The organism is Nocardioides zeae (assembly GCF_030818655.1).
In the GTDB taxonomy this organism is placed as follows: domain Bacteria; phylum Actinomycetota; class Actinomycetes; order Propionibacteriales; family Nocardioidaceae; genus Nocardioides; species Nocardioides zeae_A.
This window is the reverse complement of sequence record NZ_JAUTAN010000001.1, coordinates 1380213-1400079: the sequence shown is the minus strand read 5'-3', so window position 1 is coordinate 1400079 and position 19867 is coordinate 1380213. Positions and strand designations below refer to the sequence as shown.

General features: G+C 72.6%; 18 protein-coding genes. 6 read left to right on the top strand and 12 right to left on the bottom strand.

Annotation, left to right across the window (positions count from 1 at the left end):
* Positions 1-53: 53 nt before the first annotated feature.
* Together QE405_RS06670 and QE405_RS06665 are read right to left on the bottom strand one after the other, a co-directional pair.
* On the bottom strand, positions 54-1652 hold the full coding sequence (locus tag QE405_RS06670; RefSeq protein WP_307199420.1) for an ABC-F family ATP-binding cassette domain-containing protein: 1599 nt from the start codon (positions 1650-1652) through the stop codon (positions 54-56).
* An 87-nt stretch (positions 1653-1739) separates the two neighbouring features.
* On the bottom strand, positions 1740-2642 hold the full coding sequence (locus QE405_RS06665) for a phosphotransferase (protein ID WP_307199419.1): 903 nt from the start codon (positions 2640-2642) through the stop codon (positions 1740-1742).
* A gap of 441 nt (positions 2643-3083) precedes the next feature.
* Here QE405_RS06665 and QE405_RS06660 point away from each other — a divergent pair, with 441 nt between their 5' ends.
* Positions 3084-3821: a hypothetical protein gene (locus QE405_RS06660; protein ID WP_307199418.1), complete on the top strand. Its 738-nt coding sequence runs from the start codon at positions 3084-3086 to the stop codon at positions 3819-3821.
* 18 nt (positions 3822-3839) lie between these two features.
* Here QE405_RS06660 and QE405_RS06655 read toward each other — a convergent pair whose 3' ends face one another.
* The 9 genes from QE405_RS06655 to QE405_RS06615 all read right to left on the bottom strand — a co-directional run bounded on the left by QE405_RS06655 (position 3840) and on the right by QE405_RS06615 (position 11548).
* Positions 3840-4463 (bottom strand): acVLRF1 family peptidyl-tRNA hydrolase, encoded by a 624-nt coding sequence (locus QE405_RS06655; RefSeq protein WP_307199417.1) that lies wholly within the window; start codon positions 4461-4463, stop codon positions 3840-3842.
* Between the two features lie 10 nt (positions 4464-4473).
* Positions 4474-4803, bottom strand: a complete 330-nt coding sequence (locus QE405_RS06650) for a metal-sulfur cluster assembly factor (protein WP_163772078.1) — start codon at positions 4801-4803, stop codon at positions 4474-4476.
* Positions 4804-5111: 308 nt separating this feature from the next.
* Positions 5112-5579 (bottom strand): Fe-S cluster assembly sulfur transfer protein SufU, encoded by a 468-nt coding sequence (gene sufU, locus QE405_RS06645; RefSeq protein ID WP_307199416.1) that lies wholly within the window; start codon positions 5577-5579, stop codon positions 5112-5114.
* The gene (locus QE405_RS06640; RefSeq protein WP_307199415.1) at positions 5576-6856 is read right to left on the bottom strand and encodes a cysteine desulfurase; all 1281 of its coding nucleotides are present in this window, start codon (positions 6854-6856) and stop codon (positions 5576-5578) included. The genes sufU and QE405_RS06640 overlap by 4 nt, the downstream gene beginning before the upstream one ends.
* A gap of 125 nt (positions 6857-6981) precedes the next feature.
* The gene (gene sufC, locus QE405_RS06635) at positions 6982-7740 is read right to left on the bottom strand and encodes a Fe-S cluster assembly ATPase SufC (protein ID WP_307199414.1); all 759 of its coding nucleotides are present in this window, start codon (positions 7738-7740) and stop codon (positions 6982-6984) included.
* A 58-nt stretch (positions 7741-7798) separates the two neighbouring features.
* Complete coding sequence (locus tag QE405_RS06630; RefSeq protein ID WP_307199413.1) at positions 7799-8137, bottom strand: non-heme iron oxygenase ferredoxin subunit; 339 nt, start codon at positions 8135-8137, stop codon at positions 7799-7801.
* 3 nt (positions 8138-8140) lie between these two features.
* Positions 8141-9367: a Fe-S cluster assembly protein SufD gene (gene sufD / locus QE405_RS06625; protein ID WP_373459483.1), complete on the bottom strand. Its 1227-nt coding sequence runs from the start codon at positions 9365-9367 to the stop codon at positions 8141-8143.
* A gap of 22 nt (positions 9368-9389) precedes the next feature.
* On the bottom strand, positions 9390-10817 hold the full coding sequence (gene sufB, locus QE405_RS06620; protein ID WP_307199411.1) for a Fe-S cluster assembly protein SufB: 1428 nt from the start codon (positions 10815-10817) through the stop codon (positions 9390-9392).
* Positions 10814-11548: a helix-turn-helix transcriptional regulator gene (locus QE405_RS06615; RefSeq protein ID WP_307205639.1), complete on the bottom strand. Its 735-nt coding sequence runs from the start codon at positions 11546-11548 to the stop codon at positions 10814-10816. The genes sufB and QE405_RS06615 overlap by 4 nt, the downstream gene beginning before the upstream one ends.
* Positions 11549-11673: 125 nt before the next feature.
* Here QE405_RS06615 and QE405_RS06610 point away from each other — a divergent pair, with 125 nt between their 5' ends.
* The 3 genes from QE405_RS06610 to QE405_RS06600 are packed head-to-tail and all read left to right on the top strand — an operon-like array spanning position 11674 to position 14392.
* Entirely contained in the window at positions 11674-12636 is a 963-nt protein-coding gene (locus tag QE405_RS06610) for an ABC transporter ATP-binding protein (protein ID WP_307199410.1), read from the top strand.
* Positions 12633-13409, top strand: a complete 777-nt coding sequence (locus QE405_RS06605) for an ABC transporter permease (protein WP_307199409.1) — start codon at positions 12633-12635, stop codon at positions 13407-13409. The genes QE405_RS06610 and QE405_RS06605 overlap by 4 nt, the downstream gene beginning before the upstream one ends.
* The gene (locus QE405_RS06600) at positions 13358-14392 is read left to right on the top strand and encodes a COX15/CtaA family protein (RefSeq protein ID WP_307199408.1); all 1035 of its coding nucleotides are present in this window, start codon (positions 13358-13360) and stop codon (positions 14390-14392) included. Before QE405_RS06605 ends, QE405_RS06600 begins: the two co-directional genes overlap by 52 nt.
* Before the next feature lie 912 nt (positions 14393-15304).
* On the opposite strand, the gene QE405_RS06595 is transcribed toward QE405_RS06600, so the two are convergent.
* Entirely contained in the window at positions 15305-16258 is a 954-nt protein-coding gene (locus tag QE405_RS06595) for a heme o synthase (RefSeq protein WP_307205629.1), read from the bottom strand.
* 342 nt (positions 16259-16600) lie between these two features.
* Here QE405_RS06595 and tkt point away from each other — a divergent pair, with 342 nt between their 5' ends.
* The gene (gene tkt, locus QE405_RS06590) at positions 16601-18700 is read left to right on the top strand and encodes a transketolase (protein ID WP_307199407.1); all 2100 of its coding nucleotides are present in this window, start codon (positions 16601-16603) and stop codon (positions 18698-18700) included.
* Positions 18701-18756: 56 nt separating this feature from the next.
* On the top strand, positions 18757-19857 hold the full coding sequence (gene tal, locus QE405_RS06585) for a transaldolase (protein WP_307199406.1): 1101 nt from the start codon (positions 18757-18759) through the stop codon (positions 19855-19857).
* Positions 19858-19867: the final 10 nt, after the last annotated feature.

Below are 19867 nucleotides of genomic sequence, written 5' to 3'. Positions count from 1 at the left end.
TGAGACCACCACTTTCCGCAGGTCGGGCACCACGACCCCGGTGGGGGGAGGGCTCAGGCGAGCGAGACCAGCTCGGCGTAGGAGGCGTTCCAGAGGTCCTCGACGCCGTCCGGGAGGATGAGCACCCGGTCGGGCTCGAGCGCGTGCACGGCACCCTCGTCGTGGGTCACGAGGATGATGGCGCCCTCGTAGCGACGGATCGCGTCGAGCACCTCCTCGCGGGACGCCGGGTCGAGGTTGTTCGTCGGCTCGTCGAGCAGCAGCACGTTGGCGCTCGAGACCACGAGCGAGGCGAGCGCGAGCCGCGTCTTCTCCCCGCCGGAGAGCACGCCCGCCGGCTTGTGGGCGTCCTCGCCCGAGAAGAGGAACGAGCCCAGCACGGTGCGCGCCTCGGTGTCGGTCAGCTGCGGCGCCGCGCTCTGCATGTTCTCGAGCACCGTGCGCCCGGTGTCGAGCGTCTCGTGCTCCTGCGCGTAGTAGCCGATCTTCAGGCCGTGCCCCGGCACGACCTTGCCCGTGTCGGGTGCGTCGACCCCCGCGAGGATCCGGAGCATCGTCGTCTTGCCGGCGCCGTTGAGACCGAGGATGACGACGCGGGACCCCTTGTCGATGGCCAGGTCGACGCCGGTGAAGACCTCGAGCGCGCCGTACGTGCGGGAGAGGCCCTCCGCGGTGAGCGGGGTCTTGCCGCACGGTGCGGGCGAGGGGAACTTGATCTTGGCGACCTTGTCGGCGGCCCGCTCCCCCTCGACGCCGGCCATCATCTTCTCGGCCCGCTTGAGCATCGACTGCGCGGCCTGCGCCTTCGACGCCTTGGCGCGCATCTTGTTGGCCTGGTCGGTGAGCGTCTTCGCCTTGTTCTCGGCGTTCATCCGCTCACGCTTGCGCCGCTTCTCGTCGGTCTCGCGCTGGGTGAGGTAGTGCTTCCAGCCCATGTTGTAGACGTCGATGACGCAGCGGTTGGCGTCGAGGTGGAACACCTTGTTGACCGTGTCGGCCAGCAGGTCGTTGTCGTGGCTGATGACGATGAACCCCCCGCGGTGCGCCTTGAGGAAGTCGCGCAGCCAGACGATCGAGTCGGCGTCGAGGTGGTTGGTGGGCTCGTCGAGGATGAGCACGTCGGCCCCGGAGAACAGGATGCGCGCCAGCTCCACGCGACGCCGCTGGCCGCCCGAGAGCGTCTTCAGCTGCTGGCCGAGGATGCGGTCGGGGATGCCGAGGCTGGCCGCGATGGTCGCGGCCTCCGCCTCCGCGGCGTACCCGCCCCCGGCGTGCAGCTCGCTGTCGGCCCGGGCCCACCGCTTCATCGCCCGCTCCGCCACGGCCGGGTCGTCGGAGCCCATCTGCGCCTCGGCGTCGCGCAGGCGACGCACGACGTCGTCGAGGCCACGCGCCGAGAGGATGCGGTCGCGGGCGAGCACCTCGGGGTCGCCGACGCGGGGGTCCTGCGGGAGGTAGCCGACGTCGCCCGAGCGGTGCACCGACCCGCTGGCGGGCAGCGCCTCGCCGGCGAGGATCTTGGTCATCGTGGTCTTGCCCGCGCCGTTGCGGCCCACGAGGCCGATCTTGTCGCCGGCGGCGACGCGGAACGAGACGTTCTCCATCAGAAGCCGGGCACCCGCACGGACTTCGAGGTTCTGTGCGGTGATCATCGTGGCCGAACTCTACGGCGCGGCGGCGCCCGCGCCCGCATCGTGACCGTGCGTGGACGGCTGCGCCGGAGGCCGCCGGACGGACCGCTAGAGCAGCGCCTCCAGGTGCGCGAACTGCCGCTGGAGGGTGCGCAGGTGCGGCAGCACGCTGGGGTGCCGGAACTTGCCGGCCAGGGCACCCTCGCCGTCCGCGACCCGCGCGAGCGCCCACTCGGCGCGGTTGAGGGCCGTGTACACCGCCGTCACCCGCGCCCCCAGCAGCGCGTCCTCGGGGCTGGCCACGCCGGGCGGGAGCGCCGCGACGTAGGCCTCGAGCAGCACCTCCAGCGACTCCGGCACGGTCAGCGCCACGTAGCCGAGATCACCACCGACCGGCCCCGTGCCGAGGCTGCCCCAGTCGAGCGCGAGGACCACGTCGTCGACCCGCGTCGCGAAGTTCGCCGGCACGGGGTCGCCGTGCTGGAGCACCTGCGGCAGCCCGTCCAGCCGGGCCAGGAGGGTGCCGCGACGGTTCCAGAGCCGGTCGGCCGCGTCGGCGATGCTCGTGCGGGCCAGCGTGCGCCACCCGCCACGCCACGCCACCCGTCCCAGCCGCGAGCGCAGCTGGTCGCGCGCGAGCCAGGGGACGTCGGGCACGGCGTTGCCGGCGAACGCACCGAGCCGGCTGGCGAGGAACAGTCCGGGGAGGCGCTCCCCCGCGGCGTACGCGAACCGCAGGGTGACGCCCTCCTCGTCCTCGGCGACGTCGAGCACCGGTACGCCGCGGATCCCGGCCGTCCCGTCCACGAGCCCGCGCAGTGCGACGGCCGCCGGTCGCTTCCACCACGCCGGATGGGTGCTGTCGGAGAGCTCGGCGGGATCGCCGGGCCCGGGGGCGAGCAGCCGCTTCACCACGGTCGGCGTCCCGCCCGAGGGGTCGAGCCAGACGCCACCGGTCGAGGTGCCGCGCCCTCCGGGCAACGGCTCCCACCCGTCGTCGGGGCGCCACATGCTCCGGAGTCTGGCAGGTCCGACCGCGGGATCGCTGCAGCGACGCGGGTTTCGCGGCACCTGGCCCGGGTACGCCGCGTGCCGTGCCCGCTCGCCACCACCGCCCCGTCCGTGCCCTCGCCGCCGCAGCGGCGAGCGTGGTCCTCCTCGGCGGGGGGCTGACCGCCTGCGGCACGAGCAGCGGCGAGGCCGACCCCGCCGCACCGACCGCGGACCGTGGCGGCAGCGACGGGCGGCAGGGCGACGGCCTCGTTCGGACGGCGGTCGCCGCACTGCCCACCACGGCGTACGACGGGTTCCAGATCACCGTCGGCGACCTGGACCGGGCCGCCGAGCTGGGCGGCCTGGAACGCCCCACGGACCCCGCCGACGAGGCTGCCGTCGCGGCGTGGGTGCAGGGCCTGACCGGCATCAGCGGGAGCACCCGACCTCGGTCTCGAGGTGCCCCAGGTGCTCGGCGGCGCGAGCGCCCTCGACCAGACGTCCGTCGCCGACGAGACCGGCACCTGGCTGGGCGACGCGCGGTGGTACGGCGAGCTCACGGCACCGCCGGCGCGGACCTCGGTCGTCGAGGGCACGATCGACGTCGCGCACCTGGCCGCCACGTACGACGGGGAGAGCGACGCCGACGGCGGTCGCTGGACGGTCGGCGAGGGCGAGAACCTCTCCACGCACCCCGACGACGCGTCCCCCGTGCGGCGCCTGGGCCAGCCGCTGCACCTCGACGTGGCGGCCGACCGCCTCACGGCGTCCCTCACCGAGCCGGACCTGGCACTCGCTGTCGCCGGCGACCGGGGCAGCGAGCCCGCGCTCGACCTGGCCTCGGCCCTCGACGCGCACGACGTCTACGCCGCGCGCGTCGTCGTCGGCCGCTTCGACGGCGGGGTGGCCTCGCTGCCGGCCGCGTTCGACGCGGTCGCGGTCGGTCTCACGGGGCAGGAGGGTGACGAGGAGGTCGTCGTCGCCTATGCCCACGACGACGCCGCGGCCGCGGAGGAGAACGCCGACGCCGTCGCCGACGTGCTCGCCGATGATCCCGCCGGCGCGCCGCTCGAGGTCACGGGCACGGAGGTCGACGGCGACGTGCTGACGGTGACCCTCCGGATGACCGACGACGCACCCGTGCGGACGGCGTGGACCGTGCTCGACCGGCGGGCGCCGCTGGTCAGCCACCGCTGACGGCGTCGACGCCCGGCCTCAGGTGCCGGGGGCGTTCTCGACGCGCACCTGCACGGCCGACGCGTCGGCGACGGCCTGCTCGAGCACCGAGCGACGCGGGTCGGGCACGTCGAGGAAGGGTCCCACCGTCGCCACCTCGAGGCGGCGGTCAGCGAGCACGTCCGCGACGGCTGTGCGGTCGCCGCCGACGGCCACGACGAGCGGTCCGGGGCCCCAGACCCGGTGCGCGTGGTCGGCGGCCGCGTCGTAGGCGGCCTGCGCCTGGTTGGCCCGCCGCCGGGCGAAGCGCTGCTGGCTCTGCCCGCCGGCCTTCGTCCTTCCCTGCACGTGCCGGCTGCCGACCTTGCTCGCGACGGTCGTGTGCCCCGCGAGCCGCGCCACGGCGTACCCGCCCTTGCGGACCAGCAGCACCCCCCAACGCCCGGGCAGCTCCCGGGCGTCGAGGAAGGCCGCCGGGTCGGGCACGCCGGAGTACGGCGCGTCGAGCGGCAACCGGGCCTCGAAGGACGAGCCGTCCGTGGAGGCGCCGACGAGCGCGCCGTCGACGACGGCCAGGGAGGTGCCGGGGTGGCGCGTCCCGAAGTTCGCGACCCACCGCTCCCAGCGCGCCGCCGGCACGTGGACCAGGACCGGCGGCGTCACGGGAGGCTGATCAGACGTTGAAGCCGAGGGCGCGCAGCTGGTCGCGGCCGTCGTCGGTGATCTTGTCGGGACCCCACGGCGGCATCCAGACCCAGTTGATCGCCACGTCGTTGACGATGCCCTCGAGCGCCGTCGACGTCTGGTCGCTGATGACGTCCGTCAGGGGGCACGCCGCCGACGTCAGGGTCATGTCGATGACGGCGTTCGAGTCCTCGTCGACGTGGATCCCGTAGACCAGGCCGAGGTCGACCACGTTGATGCCGAGCTCGGGGTCCACGACGTCCTTCATGGCCTCCTCGACGTCGTCGAGGGACACGGTCGCGGAACGACTCGACGACACGCCGCCGGACGCCTCGGGAACCTCGGGGAGGTCGCCGTGGTCGTGCCCGTGGCCATGACCGTGGCTGTGGTCGTGCCCGTGGTCGTGCGCGTGGTGGTCGTGCTCGTCGGCCTCGCCGGGCGGTCGGCCGGAGCCCTCGGCGCCGGCGGCACCGGCCGCGGCGGCGCGCTCCGCGGCCTCGGCCGGGGCGTCCGCGCCGGGTGCGACCTCGCCCGCGTTGGGCGCCACGTCGCCGTCGGTGACCTCACCGGTCACCGGGCCGTCCGTCGTCGCCGCGGTCTGGTCGTCGGGGGTCGGGGACTCAGTGGTCACGTGCGGGTCTCCTCCAGCACTCGGGTCGTGGCGTCCTTCCAGGCCATCCACGACAGCAGGGCGCACTTCACGCGCGCCGGGAACTTGGCGACACCGGCGAAGGCGATGCCGTCCTCCAGGACGTCCTCGTCGGGCTCGACCTGCCCCTTGCCCTGCATGAGGGTCAGGAACGTCTCGTGCACCTCGAGCGCCTCCGCGACGGGACGCCCGATGACGAGGTCGGTCATCACCGAGGCGGACGCCTGCGAGATGGAGCAGCCGAGGGAGTCGTAGGACACGTCGGCCACGGTCTCCGCGCCCGGCTCACCCGTGAGGTGCACGCGCAGCGTGATCTCGTCGCCGCACGTGGGGTTCACGTGGTGCACCTCGGCCTCGTGCGGGTCGCGGAGGCCCTTGTGGTGCGGGTTCTTGTAGTGGTCCAGGATGATCTCCTGGTACAGCGCATCCAGGTCCTGTGCGGTCACGAGTCACCCAACCGGAAGTAGGAGCGGGTGTATTCCAGGGCCTCGACGAGCGCGTCGATCTCGCCGGGCGTCGTGTAGAGGTACGACGACATCCGGGTCGAGCTCTGCACCCCGAACCGGGCGTGGGCGGGCTTGGCGCAGTGGTGACCCGCACGCACCGCGACGCCGCGGGAGTCGAGCACCTGCGCGACGTCGTGCGGGTGCACGCCCTCGATCTCGAAGCTGATCGCGCCGCCCCGCTGAGCGGCGTCGAGCGGGCCGAGCACCGTCAGGCCGGGGATCGTGGCCAGACCCTCCAGCGCGTACGCCGTGATCGCCTGCTCGTGCGCGTGCACGTGCTCCATGCCGAGGTCGGACAGGTAGTCGACCGCCGCGCCGAGCCCGACGGCCTCGACGATCGGCGGCGTGCCGGCCTCGAACTTGTGGGGGATGCCGGCGTAGGTCGAGCGCTCCATCGCCACCGTCGCGATCATCTCGCCACCGCCGAGGAACGGCGGGAGCTGGTCGAGGACGGCCCGGCTGCCCCACAGCACGCCGATGCCGGTCGGACCGACGACCTTGTGGCCGGTGAAGGCCAGCAGGTCGGGTCGCTCCTCGACGGGCATCGCGGCCAGGTCGATCGGCAGCTGGGGCGCGGCCTGCGAGGCGTCGACGACGACGAGCGCGCCGACCTCGTGGGCCCGACGGGTGATCGCGGCGACCGGGTTGATCGTGCCGAGCATGTTCGACACCCAGGTGAGGGTGACGAGCTTCGTGCGCTCGGTGATCAGCTCGTCGATGTCGGAGAGGTCGAGGTGACCGTCCTCCGTGAGCCCGAACCAGCGCAGCGTCGCGCCCGTGCGCTGCGTCAGCAGCTGCCACGGCACGATGTTGGAGTGGTGCTCCATCTCGGTGGTGACGACGACGTCGCCCTCACCGAGCGCCAGGTCGCCGCGGGCCCACGCCAGCGTGTTCGCCACCAGGTTGAGGGCCTCGGAGGCGTTCTTCGTGAAGATGACCTCGTCGCGGGAGGGAGCCCCGATGAACGACGCCACCTTGTCGCGGGCGGCCTCGAACGCCTCCGACGACTCCGCACCCAGCTGGTGCATGGCGCGGGCGACGTTGGCGTTGTGACGCTCGAGGTGGTCGACCATCGTGTCGATCACGCACTGCGGCTTCTGCGAGGTGTTGGCGCTGTCGAGGTAGACCAGCGGCATCCCGCCCGCGAGCGTGCGCTCGAGGATCGGGAAGTCCTTGCGGACCACCTCGAGCTGGGGCAGCAGACCAGCGATCGACATGGTGTTCCTTTCTGGCTGTCGGGCTCACGCAGCGGCGTGAGAAGTGGTGCAGGGCAAGGCGGAGGAGCGACGGCGGCCTTGGAGCGGAGCGGCCGCCGAGCGACGACAACGCCGCCCGGTGCCGCTTATCGCGCCGCTGCGACGTACTTGTCGTAGCCCTCGGCCTCCAACTGCTCGGCGAGCTCGGCGCCGCCGGACTCGGCGACCTTGCCGGCCACGAACACGTGGACGAAGTCGGGCTTGATGTAGCGGAGGATGCGCGTGTAGTGCGTGATGAGCAGCACGCCCTTGTCGCCGTCCTTCGCGAACGTGTTGACGCCCTCGGAGACGACCTTGAGCGCGTCGATGTCGAGCCCGGAGTCGGTCTCGTCGAGCACCGCGACCTTCGGCTGCAGCAGGTTGAGCTGCGCGATCTCGTGGCGCTTCTTCTCGCCGCCGGAGAAGCCCTCGTTGACGGAGCGCTGCGAGAAGGAGGCGTCGAGGCCGTTGGCGCCGAGCGCGGTGTTGACGTCCTTCACCCACGTGCGGAGCTTCGGCGCCTCGCCGTCGATGGCGGTCTTCGCGGTGCGGAGGAAGTTGGCGACGGAGACGCCGGGCACCTCGACCGGGTACTGCATCGCGAGGAAGAGACCGGCGCGCGCCCGCTCGTCGACGCTCATCTCGAGGACGTCCTCGCCGTCGAGGGTGACGCTGCCGCTCGTGACCTCGTACTTGGGGTGGCCCGCGATCGAGTAGGCGAGGGTGGACTTGCCCGAGCCGTTGGGGCCCATGATCGCGTGCGTCTCGCCGTCCTTGATGGTCAGCGTGACGCCCTTGAGGATCTCCTTGGGGCCGTCCTCGGTGGTCACCGAGACGTGCAGGTCCTTGATCTCCAGCGTGCTCATGTTCTCTCTCGTTCTCCAGCGTGGGTGGAAAGTCGGTGGGGGGTGGCGACCGGCGGGCTCAGCCGCTGGGGCGCACTCCGTTGAGGGTGGTGCTCACGTCGACGTACACGTCGTCGCCGCGCACCTCGACCGGGAAGGTCGCGACGGGCTCCGTGGCAGGCAGCCCGGAGGGCTCGCCCGTGCGGAGGTCGAACTCCGAGCCGTGCAGCCAGCACTCGATCCGGCAGTCGGCCACCTCGCCCTCGGAGAGGGCGACCGCAGCGTGGCTGCAGAGGTCCTCGAGGGCGTAGAAGGTCTCGCCGTCACGAGCGACGGCCACCTCCGCCGACCCCACCGTCACAGCGACGGCCGTGTCGGCGGGGACGTCGGCTGCGGCGCATGCGCGCTCGAACGCCATCGCTCAGGCCTGGCCGTCGGTGAGGACGTGGCGCTCGAGCTCGGCCTCGACGACCGCGCGCAGGCGCTCCTCGAGCTCGGGGACCCCGACGCGACGGATCAGGTCGTTGAAGAACCCGTGCACGACGAGGCGGCGGGCCTCGGACTCCTCGATGCCGCGCGAGCGCAGGTAGAACAGCTGCTCGTCGTCGAAGCGACCGATCGCCGACGCGTGGCCCGCGCCCTCGATCTCGCCCGTCTCGATCTCCAGGTTCGGCACCGAGTCGGCCTGGCAGCCGTCGGTGAGCACGAGGTTGCGGTTCTCCTCGTAGGTCTCGATGCCCTCGGCGACCTTGCGGATGAGGACGTTGCCGATCCACACCGCGCGGGCGCCCTCGCCCTGCAGCGCGCCCTTGTAGGTCACGTTGCTCTTGGTCTTCGGAGCCGTGTGGTCGACGAAGAGGCGGTGCTCGATGTGCTGCCCGGCGTCCACGAAGTAGAGACCGAGCAGCTCCGCCTCGCCACCGGGACCGGCGTACTCCACGTTGGTCGACGTGCGCACCAGGTCACCGCCGATGGTGAACTCGCTGGCCCGGACGCGTGCGTCGCGCCCGACGCGGATGCCCACCTGGCCGGCGTGCACCGAGTCGTCGCTCCAGTCGTTGAGCGTGACGAGGTCGAGCTGCGCGCCGTCGCCGACGAGCACCGTGGTCGCGTGGCTGTAGCGCGCCTGGCCGCGGTGCTCGATGACCACGGTGGCGCGGGCGAAGCGGCCCACGCGCACGACGACCTGGCCCCACACCACCTGGTCGAGACCGGTGCCCTCGAGGTCGATGCGCACCGGCTCGTCCAGCTCGGCCTCGGCCGGGATGTCGAGCAGCATCGCGCCGCCCGCGTGGGCCACCGCGAGCGCGGCGAGCCGGTCGAACGGCAGGAACTCCCCGAGCTCGCGCGCCTCCTCCCCCGAGATGGGGGTCAGCGTCACGCCGGCGGGGAGCTGGGTGCTCCACGCCAGGTGGGCGTCGGACGCCTCGTCCTCGAGCAGGCCCTGGAGCCGCTTGAGCGGCGTGAAGCGCCAGATCTCCTCGCGACCCGTCGGCGCCGGGTGCAGCGCCAGGTCGTAGCCCGGCTCGGGGTGGAGGTGGCTCGACACCTTGCCGGTCTCCACGGCCTGGGCGGCGGCGGGCGTCTCGTCGATGACAGTCACTTCGTCTCTTCGTCTTTCCTCGGGATCGGTACGGCGCGGGTGCAGCGGCTGCGGCGTCGGGGCCGGGTCAGCCGACCGCGCCCTCCATCTGCAGCTCGATGAGGCGGTTGAGCTCGAGCGCGTACTCCATCGGGAGCTCCTTGGCGATCGGCTCCACGAAGCCGCGCACGATCATCGCCATCGCCTCGTCCTCGGCCAGGCCGCGGCTCATCAGGTAGAACAGCTGGTCCTCGGAGACCTTGGAGACCGACGCCTCGTGGCCCATCGACACGTCGTCCTCGCGGATGTCCACGTAGGGGTAGGTGTCCGACCGGCTGATCTGGTCGACGAGGAGGGCGTCGCAGAGCACGTTCGACTTGGAGCCGTGCGCACCCTCGTTCACCTGGATCAGGCCGCGGTACGACGTGCGACCGCCGCCACGGGCGACCGACTTCGACAGGATCGAGGAGGACGTGTGGGGCGCGGCGTGCACCATCTTGGCGCCCGCGTCCTGGTGCTGGCCCTCGCCGGCGAACGCGATCGACAGCGTCTCGCCCTTGGCGTGCTCGCCCATGAGGTAGACGGCCGGGTACTTCATCGTCACCTTCGAGCCGATGTTGCCGTCGACCCACTCCATGGTCGCGCCGGCCTCGCACGTGGCGCGCTTCGTGACGAGGTTGTACACGTTGTTCGACCAGTTCTGGATCGTCGTGTAGCGGACGCGGGCGCCCTTCTTCACGATGATCTCGACGACCGCCGAGTGCAGGGAGTCGGACGAGTAGATCGGCGCCGTGCAGCCCTCGACGTAGTGCACGTAGGAGTCCTCGTCGGCGATGATCAGCGTGCGCTCGAACTGGCCCATGTTCTCCGTGTTGATGCGGAAGTAGGCCTGGAGCGGGATGTCGACGTGGACGCCCTTGGGCACGTAGATGAACGAGCCGCCGGACCACACCGAGGTGTTGAGCGCCGAGAACTTGTTGTCGCCGACGGGGATGACGGTGCCGAAGTACTCCTTGAAGAGCTCCTCGTGCTCCTTCAGCGCCGTGTCGGTGTCGACGAAGATGACGCCCTTCTCCTCGAGGTCCTCGCGGATCGAGTGGTAGACGACCTCCGACTCGTACTGCGCGGCGACACCGGCGACGAGGCGCTGCTTCTCGGCCTCGGGGATGCCGAGCTTGTCGTAGGTGTTCTTGATGTCCTCCGGCAGCTCCTCCCAGCTGGTGGCCTGCTTCTCGGACGAGCGCACGAAGTACTTGATGTTGTCGAAGTCGATCGCGCCGAGGTCGGAGCCCCAGGTCGGCATCGGCTTGCGGTCGAAGAGCTTGAGGCCCTTGAGGCGGAGGTCCAGCATCCAGCCGGGCTCGCTCTTCTTGGAGGAGATGTCGCGGACGACGTCCTCGTTGAGGCCGCGCTGCGCGGCAGCGCCGGCGGCGTCGGAGTCGGACCAGCCGAACTCGTACCGGCCGATGCCCTCGAGGCCGGGGTTGAGCTCGTCGATGCTCGGGGTTGACGTCATGCGGACGCTCCGTTCTCGTCGGGGGTCGGACGGTCGATCAGGTCGGTGTCGCGGGTGGTCGGGAGGTCGGGGATGCAGGTCGTGCAGACCCCGTCGCCGTGCGCGATGGTCGCGAGGCGCTGGACGTGACGGCCGAGCACCTCGCTGATGGCCTCGGTCTCCGCCTCGCACAGCTGGGGGAACTCGGCGGCGACGTGGGAGATCGGGCAGTGCTGCTGGCACAGCTGGTCGCCCACGGGCGAGGCGCGCACGCTCGCGGCGTACCCCTCCTGCGTGAGCACGCGGGCCAGGACCTCGGCGGGCGACAGCCCGGGGTGCGCCTCGCTGACGGCACCGAAGTCGCGGCCGATGAACGCCACCCGTCGGCGGGCGAAGTCGAGGACCGCGTCGTCGCCCTGGGTCTCGGCGAGGAAGCGGAGGGCCTGCACGGCGAGGTCGTCGTACTGCTGGTCGAACTGCTGGCGGCCCGTGTCGGTCAGGTGGAAGACCCGGGCGGGGCGACCGCGGCCCCGGGAACCGCCGGGACGCTGCTGGCGCACCTCCACGCTGCCGTCGTCGACGAGCTGGTCGAGGTGGCGCCGGACAGCCGCGGGCGTCAGGTCGAGCCGCTGGGCGAGCTGCGCCGCCGTCGACGGACCGGCCTCCAGGATGCTGCGGACCACCCGCGCGCGGGTGGGTGCGTCGGAGTCGTCGGCCCCGGGGGGACCGGCGATCGCAGCACCTCGCAGCATTTCCACTACGCCAGTGTGACGTTATTCGTCCCGGCCCTTCAAGCAAGGGTGACCTAACCCCTCGCGAGGCGGCCGGGACCGAGCCTCGGGGCGGGCGGGCGCGGCCGGACTCCTACACTGGCACGGTGCCGTCCCCCCCTCCTGCCGTCGCCGTCGACGGCCTGGTGATGCGGTACGGCGACCTCCTCGCCGTCGACCACCTCGACCTCCGGGTGGAGGCCGGCACGATCACCGCCGTCCTCGGCCCCAACGGCGCGGGCAAGACGACCACGCTCGAGACCTGCGAGGGCTACCGGCGGCCGCAGACCGGCACGGTGCGGGTCCTCGGCCTCGACCCCGTCCGCGACCGGCGCGCCCTGCTCCCCCGGATCGGCGTCATGCTGCAGGCCGGCGGTGCCTGGTCGGGGGTGCGCGCCGAGGAGATGCTGCGCCACGTGGCCGCGCTGCACGCCGACCCCCTGCCGGTGGGCCTGCTCGTCGAGCGCCTGGGTCTCGCGGAGTGCGGACGCACGCCCTTCCGCCGCCTCTCGGGGGGGCAGCAGCAGCGCCTCGGGCTCGCGACGGCCCTCGTGGGCCGGCCCGAGCTCCTGTTCGTCGACGAGCCGACGGCGGGCATGGACCCGGCCATCCGTCGTACGACGTGGGAGCTGCTCGAGGAGCTGCGGGCGGACGGCGTGACCACCGTGCTGACGACGCACTACCTCGAGGAGGCCGAGCGCCTCGCCGACCACGTGCACGTCATCGACCGTGGGCGGCTCATCGCGAGCGGCACCCCGTACGAGCTGACCCGCGCCGGCGGCGCGACGACCGTGCGGCTCGTGGTGACCAAGCCGTTCCCGCCGCACGCCCCGGCGTCGCTGCAGACCGCGCTCGGCCCGGCCACGGAGGTCACCACGATCAACGCCCAGAGCCTCCTCGTCACGGGACCGGCCGACGCCTCGACGCTCGCGAAGGTGTCCGCCTGGTGCGAGCAGCACGGGGTGCTGCCCGAGTCCCTGACCCTGGGGCAGCGCACCCTCGAGGACGTGTTCCTCCAGCTCACCGGGCGTGTGCTCACCGAGCCGACGCCGAGCGGGGCCGCGGGATGAGCGCCGGCACGTTCGCCCCCGCGCCGGGAGCGGCGCCGCTCGCGCGCCAGGTGCGGGCGCAGGCCCTCATGGAGACGCGGCTGATGCTGCGCAACGGCGAGCAGCTGCTCGTGGCGCTCGTCATCCCCGTCATGGCCCTCGTCGGCGGTGTCGTCGCCGGGCGGCGCGGCGGCATCGAGCTGGACGGACGTGCGGTCGACGTGCTCACGCCCGGCGTGCTGGCGCTCGCGGTGATGTCGACCGCCTTCACCTCGCTGGCGATCGCGACGGGCTTCGAGCGGCGCTACGGCCTCATCAAGCGGCTGGGCGCCTCTCCCCTGCCCCGGTACGGCCTGCTGCTCGGCAAGCTCGGCGCGATCCTCGTCGTCCACGTCGTGCAGGGCGTGGTGCTCGTGCCGGTGGCGCTCGCGCTCGGCTGGCGACCGGGGGGCGGTGTCGTCGGCGTGCTGGCGGCCGTGCTCGCGGTGCTCGTCGGCGCTGCCGCCTTCGCCTCGCTGGGGTTGCTGATGGCCGGCACGCTCCGGGCCGAGGCGACCCTCGCCGCGGCGAACCTCGTCTACCTGCTCCTCCTCGTCGGCGGCGCCGTGGTGCTTCCGCGGGCCTCGTACGGCGCGGCCGGAGACCTCCTCGCCGTGCTGCCCTCGGCGGCGCTCGGCGACGCGATGCGCGCCGCGCTCATCGACGGCCGGGTGGCCGTCGTCCCCCTCCTGATCCTCGTGGCGTGGGCCGTCGCCGGCGCCGCAGCCGTGTCCCGATTCTTCCGCTGGGAGTAGCCAGATGTCCCCCGCCGCACCGTCCACCGCTCCGCGCTCGACCCCGCCCCGCCCCGGGCTGGACGGCCTCGCCGACCGGCACCTCGGGTGGCTCGCCGTCGCGAACCTCGTCGCCAACATCGGCATCGTCGTCACCGGCGCCGTCGTGCGGCTCACCGGGCTCGGGGCTCGGCTGCCCGACGTGGCCGCGCTGCACGGAGGAGTCCTACGCCGCGCACCCGAGCATGGGCATCCACGGCGCCATCGAGTTCGGCAACCGGCTCCTGACCTTCGTGCTCGCGGCGATCGCGCTGCTGACGTTCCTCGCCGCGTGGCGCGCCACGTCGCGGCGGGCGTCGTGGATCGCCTTCGGCATCGGCCTCGGCATCCCGGCGCAGGCCGTCATCGGCGGCATCACCGTGCTCACCGACCTCAACCCGTGGATCGTCGCGCTCCACCTGCTGCTGTCGCTGGCCATGATCGGGCTGTGCGTGGTGCTGCTCGACCACGTGCGGCACCCCGAGGTGTGGGGTTCCGCCGCGCGGGCGACGGCGCCGGCCACGCCTCCGCTCGTCCGACGGCTCACGATCGCCGCGTTCGCCGTCGGCTGGGTGGTGCTCTACCTCGGCACCATCGTCACCGGCAGCGGCCCCCACGCCGGCGACGAGAACGCGCCCCGGACGGGGCTCGACCCCGCGACCTTCTCGCACGTCCACGCGTGGGCGGTCTACGCGCTCGTCGCGCTCACGGTGGCCCTGCTCGTGGTCGCGCGACGTCGGGGCGACACGCAGCTGACCCGGGCGGTCACCGCGCTCCTGGCGGTCGAGCTCGCGCAGGGCCTGGTGGGCTACGTCCAGTACTTCACCGGGCTCCCCGTCGGCCTCGTCGCCCTCCACATGCTCGGCGCCGCCGTCACCTCCGCTGCCCTGACCTGGGTCGTGGTGCGGGCGTTCCGCCCCGTCACGATCGTCGCCGAGCCCGACGTGCGGGTCGCGCGCGTCTGACGCCGGGGCCTGGAACTGTGCGCCTGGGGCCACCTGGACTCGGTGCGAAGCGCCCCAGCCGCCCAGTTCTCACCCACGCAGGAGGCGAGTACGCCGCGCGACCGGCCCCGCGCCGTACCCCTGCCCGGTCGTGGTGGGAGGCCGCCGGTTCCCGCAGGCCTGGCACCACGACCGCGAGCTGGTGCGTTGCCGGGGCCTGGAACTGTGCGCCTGGGGCCACCTGGACTCGGTGCGAAGCGCCCCAGCCGCCCAGTTCTCACCCGCGCAGAAGGCGAGTACGCCGCGCGACCGGCCCCGCGCCGTACCCCTGCCCGGTCGTGGTGCGAGGCCGCCGGTTCCCGCAGGCCTGGCACCACGACCGCGAGCTGGCGCGTTGCCGGTGCCTGGAACTGTGCGCCTGGGGCCGCCCGGACTCGGTGCGAACCGCCCCAGTCGCCCAGTTCTCACCCACGCAGGAGCGAGTACGCCGCGCGACCGGCGCCGCGCCGTACCCCTGCCCGGTCGTGGTGGGAGGCCACTGGTTTCCGCAGGTCTGGCACCGCGACCGCGAGCTGGTGCATTGTCGGTGCCTGGAACTGTTCGCCTGGGGCCGCCCGGACTCGGTGCGAAGCGCCCCAGCCGCCCAGTTCTCACCCACGCAGAAGGCGAGTACGCCGCGCGCCCGGCGCCGCGCCGTACCCCCTGCCCGGTCGTGGTGGGAGGCCGCCGGTTTCCGCAGGCCTGGCACCACGACCGCGAGCTGGCGCGCTGCCGCACGGCACTTCCCGACGCCCGCGGCGCGCTCGTGTCCTGAGGGAGGGGCGGATGCGCCGGAGGAGCGCAGTGGAGGAGGCGTGGCCGGGTTCGACCGAGGGACAGGAGCCCGGAGCGCTGCGGGCACGGCCGAGCGGAGCGAGGCCCGAAAGCAGAGCCTCAGCGCATCAGCAGCGGGTCGATCGCGATGGCGACGAACAGCAGCGAGAGGTACAGGTTCGACGTGTGGAACAGGCGCATCGGGTTGATGACGCTGAGCTGGTCGCTGTGGCGGGTGCGGCCCCACATCTTGTGCGCCTCGACGAGGAACACGACGCCGAGGACGGCGGCGGCCGCCGGGTAGAAGAGTCCCGTGCCGGCGACGGGCCACAGGGCCAGCGACATGGCGACGGTCGCCCAGGTGTAGAGCACGATCTGCTTGCCGACGACGGCGCCGGGCGCCACCACGGGCAGCATCGGCACGGCGACGTTGGCGTAGTCCTCGCGGTAGCGCAGCGCCAGCGCCCAGGTGTGGGGCGGCGTCCACAGGAACACGATGAGGAAGCAGACGACCGGCGGCCAGGCGAGCTCGTTGGTGACGGCGGTCCAGCCGATGAGGGCCGGGAAGCAGCCGGCGGCACCGCCCCAGACGATGTTCTGGGTGGTGCGGCGCTTGAGCCACATCGTGTAGACGAGCATGTAGAACGCGTTCGCCGACAGCGACAGCACGGCGGAGAGCGGGTTGACGAAGACCCAGAAGATCAGCGTCGACAGCACGCCGAGCGTCAGCCCGAAGACGAGCGCGGCACGCGGGGTGACGATGTGGCGCGGGAGCGCGCGGCGCCGGGTGCGGCGCATCTGCTCGTCGATGTCGCGGTCGTAGACGCAGTTGAGCGCCGACGCGGACCCCGCCGACATGGAGCCTGCGACGACGGTGGCGAGCACGACGCCGAGCTCGGGCACGCCGCGGGCGGCGAAGAACATGACGGGCACCGTGGTGAGCAGCAGCAGCTCGAGCACGCGCGGCTTGGTGAGGCCGACGTACGCCGCGACGACATCGCGCAGGGTCGCGCGCGAGGCGGGAGCCGGCTCGTCACGGACACCGAGGTCGTCGGCGGTCTCCTCCTCGCTCAGCGAGCCCGGAGGGACGGGCGGAAGCGACTCGGACACCGGAACAGGATGCAGGTCGTGCTCCGGCGTCACGACGACGGGGTCCTCCTCCGTGCGAGCGGAGGTGGACGACTGGCCGGCGTGCGTCACAGGGGTCCTCGTCAAGCGGTCTGGGGCCGAGCGGCTCCGGCAGGCGGAGCGGGCGGTCCGGGCGGTCCAGTGCGGGGTCGAGTCTAGACCGAGGCGGCAGTAGGCTCGGCATCGGCCGTGGCGGCAAGTGGGTACCGGGAGTCCGTGGAGGATCTTCACCCGTATCCCACGCCTGCCGCGCCCACGAACGCGCCACCACCCCCGGAGAGGATCCCTGTGACCGAGAGCACGCTGGACTGGACCGACCTCGACCGGAAGGCGGTGGACACCGCCCGGGTCCTGGCGATGGACGCCGTCCAGAAGGTCGGCAACGGTCACCCGGGCACCGCCATGAGCCTGGCCCCCGCGGCGTACCTGCTCTTCCAGAAGGTCATGCGCCACGACCCGTCCGACCCGAGCTGGATCGCCCGCGACCGCTTCGTGCTGTCGTGTGGCCACTCGAGCATCACGCTCTACACGCAGCTCTTCCTCGGCGGCTTCGGCCTGGAGATCGAGGACCTCAAGGCGCTGCGCACGTGGGGATCGAAGACGCCGGGCCACCCGGAGTACGGCCACACCGCCGGTGTCGAGGTGACGACCGGCCCGCTCGGCCAGGGCGTGGCCAACGCCGTCGGCATCGCCATGGCCGCCCGCCGCCAGCACGGCCTCCTCGACCCCGACGCCCCACTGGGCGAGAGCCTCTTCGACCACGACGTCTTCGCGATCTGCTCCGACGGCGACCTGCAGGAGGGTGTCAGCGGCGAGGCCAGCTCGATCGCCGGCACGCAGAAGCTCGGCAACCTCGTGGTCATCTACGACCGCAACCGCATCTCCATCGAGGGCGACACCGACGTGGCGTTCAACGAGGACGTCGCGAAGCGCTACGAGGCCTACGGCTGGCACGTGCAGACGGTCGACTGGACCAACGGCGGTGACCACTACGAGGAGGACGTGCCGGCGCTGTACGACGCGGTGCAGGCCGCCCGCGGCGTCACGGACCAGCCGTCGCTGATCGTGCTCGACACGGTCATCGCCTGGCCCGCGCCGAACGCGCAGGGCACCGAGGCGGCGCACGGCAGCGCCCTCGGCGCCGACGAGGTCGCGGCGACGAAGGAGGTGCTGGGCTGGAACCCGGACACGACCTTCGACGTGCCCGCCGACGTGCTCGAGCACACGCGCAGCCTCACCGTGCGCGGCGCGGCGTGGGGCAAGGAGTGGGACGAGAAGTACGCCGCGTGGGCCGCCGCCAACCCGGAGCGGGAGGCGCTGCTGCACCGCCTGAAGGCGCACGACCTGCCCGAGGGCCTCGTCGACGCGCTCCCGGTGTTCCCGGCCGACCCCAAGGGCGTCGCGACGCGTGCCGCGTCCGGCAAGGTCATCAACGCGATCGCGGGTGTCATGCCCGAGCTGTGGGGCGGTTCCGCCGACCTGGCGGGCTCCAACAACACGACCATCAAGGACGCCCCCTCCTTCATCCCGGAGTCGCGCTCCACGCGTGACTGGACGGGTGACCCGCTCCAGGGCCGGGTGCTCCACTTCGGCATCCGCGAGCACGGCATGGGCGCGATCATGAACGGCATCGCGGCCGACGGCCTGACCCGCGTCTTCGGCGGCACGTTCCTCACGTTCTCCGACTACATGCGCGGCGCCGTACGCGTGGCGGCGCTCAGCAAGCTCCCGGTCACCTACGTCTGGACCCACGACTCGATCGGTCTCGGCGAGGACGGCCCGACCCACCAGCCGATCGAGCACCTCGCGGCGCTCCGTGCGATGCCGGGCCTCGACGTCGTGCGCCCGGGTGACGCCAACGAGACCGCGGCCGCGTGGGCCGCCATCCTCGGCAACGACGACCGCCCCGCCGCGCTCGCGCTGTCCCGCCAGAACCTCCCGGTCTTCCCGCGCGGCGAGGAGGGCTTCGCCACCACCGACGGCGTCGCCCGCGGCGCCTACGTGCTGAAGGACGTCGAGGGCGGCCTCCCCGACGTCGTGCTCATCGCCACCGGCTCCGAGCTGCAGCTCGCCGTCGCCGCGGCCGAGCAGCTCGCCGAGGAGGGCGTGCGGGCGCGCGTCGTCTCGGCGCCGTGCCTCGAGTGGTTCGCCGAGCAGGACCTGGCCTACCAGGAGAGCGTCATCCCGCCGACCGTGAAGGCGCGCGTCGCCGTCGAGGCCGGCATCGCGATGCCGTGGTGGCGCATCGTCGGAGACCACGGCAAGGTCGTCTCGATCGAGACCTACGGCGCCAGCGCGTCGGCCGAGCGCATGTTCGCCGAGTTCGGCTTCACGCCGGAGGCCGTCGTCCGGGCCGCCCAGGACAGCATCCGGGTCGTCGCGGGCTGATCCCCGCGCCGTACGCCCGCATCCCCGCACGTCAGACCGCAACCCAGGAGGTAGCAATGTCCGACCGTCTCTCCGCACTCGCCGACGCGGGTGTCTCCATCTGGCTCGACGACCTGTCCCGTGAGCGCATCGAGACCGGCAACCTGGCCGCGCTCGTGAAGGACTCCTCGGTCGTGGGCGTCACGACCAACCCCTCGATCTTCGCCGCGGCGCTCGCGGAGGGCGAGCGGTACGACGCGCAGGTGCGCGAGCTCGTCGCCGAGGGCACCGACGTGGACCGGGCCGTCTTCGCCCTGACCACGACGGACGTGCGGGACGCGGCCGACGTGCTCGCGCCCGTGGCCGAGGCCACGAACGGCACCGACGGCTGGGTGTCGATCGAGGTCCCGCCGGGTCTCGCCTTCAAGACCGAGGAGACCGCCGAGGCGGCCCAGGAGCTCTGGAAGGCCGTCGACCGCCACAACGTGATGATCAAGATCCCGGGCACCACCGAGGGCCTGCCGGCCATCACCCAGACGCTCGGCGCGGGCATCTCCGTCAACGTCACGCTGATCTTCGGCCTGCCGCGCTACCGCCAGGTCATGGAGGCGTACGTCGCCGGGCTCGAGCTCGCGCGCGACAACGGCCACGACCTGTCGACGATCCACTCGGTCGCGTCGTTCTTCGTCTCGCGCGTGGACTCGGAGATCGACAAGCGCCTCGAGGCCGCCGGCGCGACGGACCTCCAGGGCAAGGCCGGTGTGGCCAACGCACGGCTGGCCTACCAGGCGTTCGAGGAGTTCTTCGACGGTCCGCGCTGGGAGGCGCTGGCCGCCGCCGGGGCGAACCGGCAGCGTCCGCTGTGGGCCTCGACGGGCGTGAAGAACCCCGAGTACCGGGACACGATATACGTCGCGGACCTCGTCGTCGAGAACACGGTCAACACGATGCCGGAGAAGACGATGCAGGCCTTCGCCGACCACGGTGAGGTCACGGGCGACGCGGTGCGCCCGCACTACGCGGACGCCCGGGCGGTGCTCGAGGCCGTGGCTGCGGCGGGCGTCGACTACGACGACGTGATCGCCCAGCTCGAGAAGGAGGGCGTCGACAAGTTCGTCGCCTCCTGGGACGAGCTGCTCGAGACCGTCCAGGGCCAGCTCGACGGGGCGAAGGCCTGAGGCGGGGTCG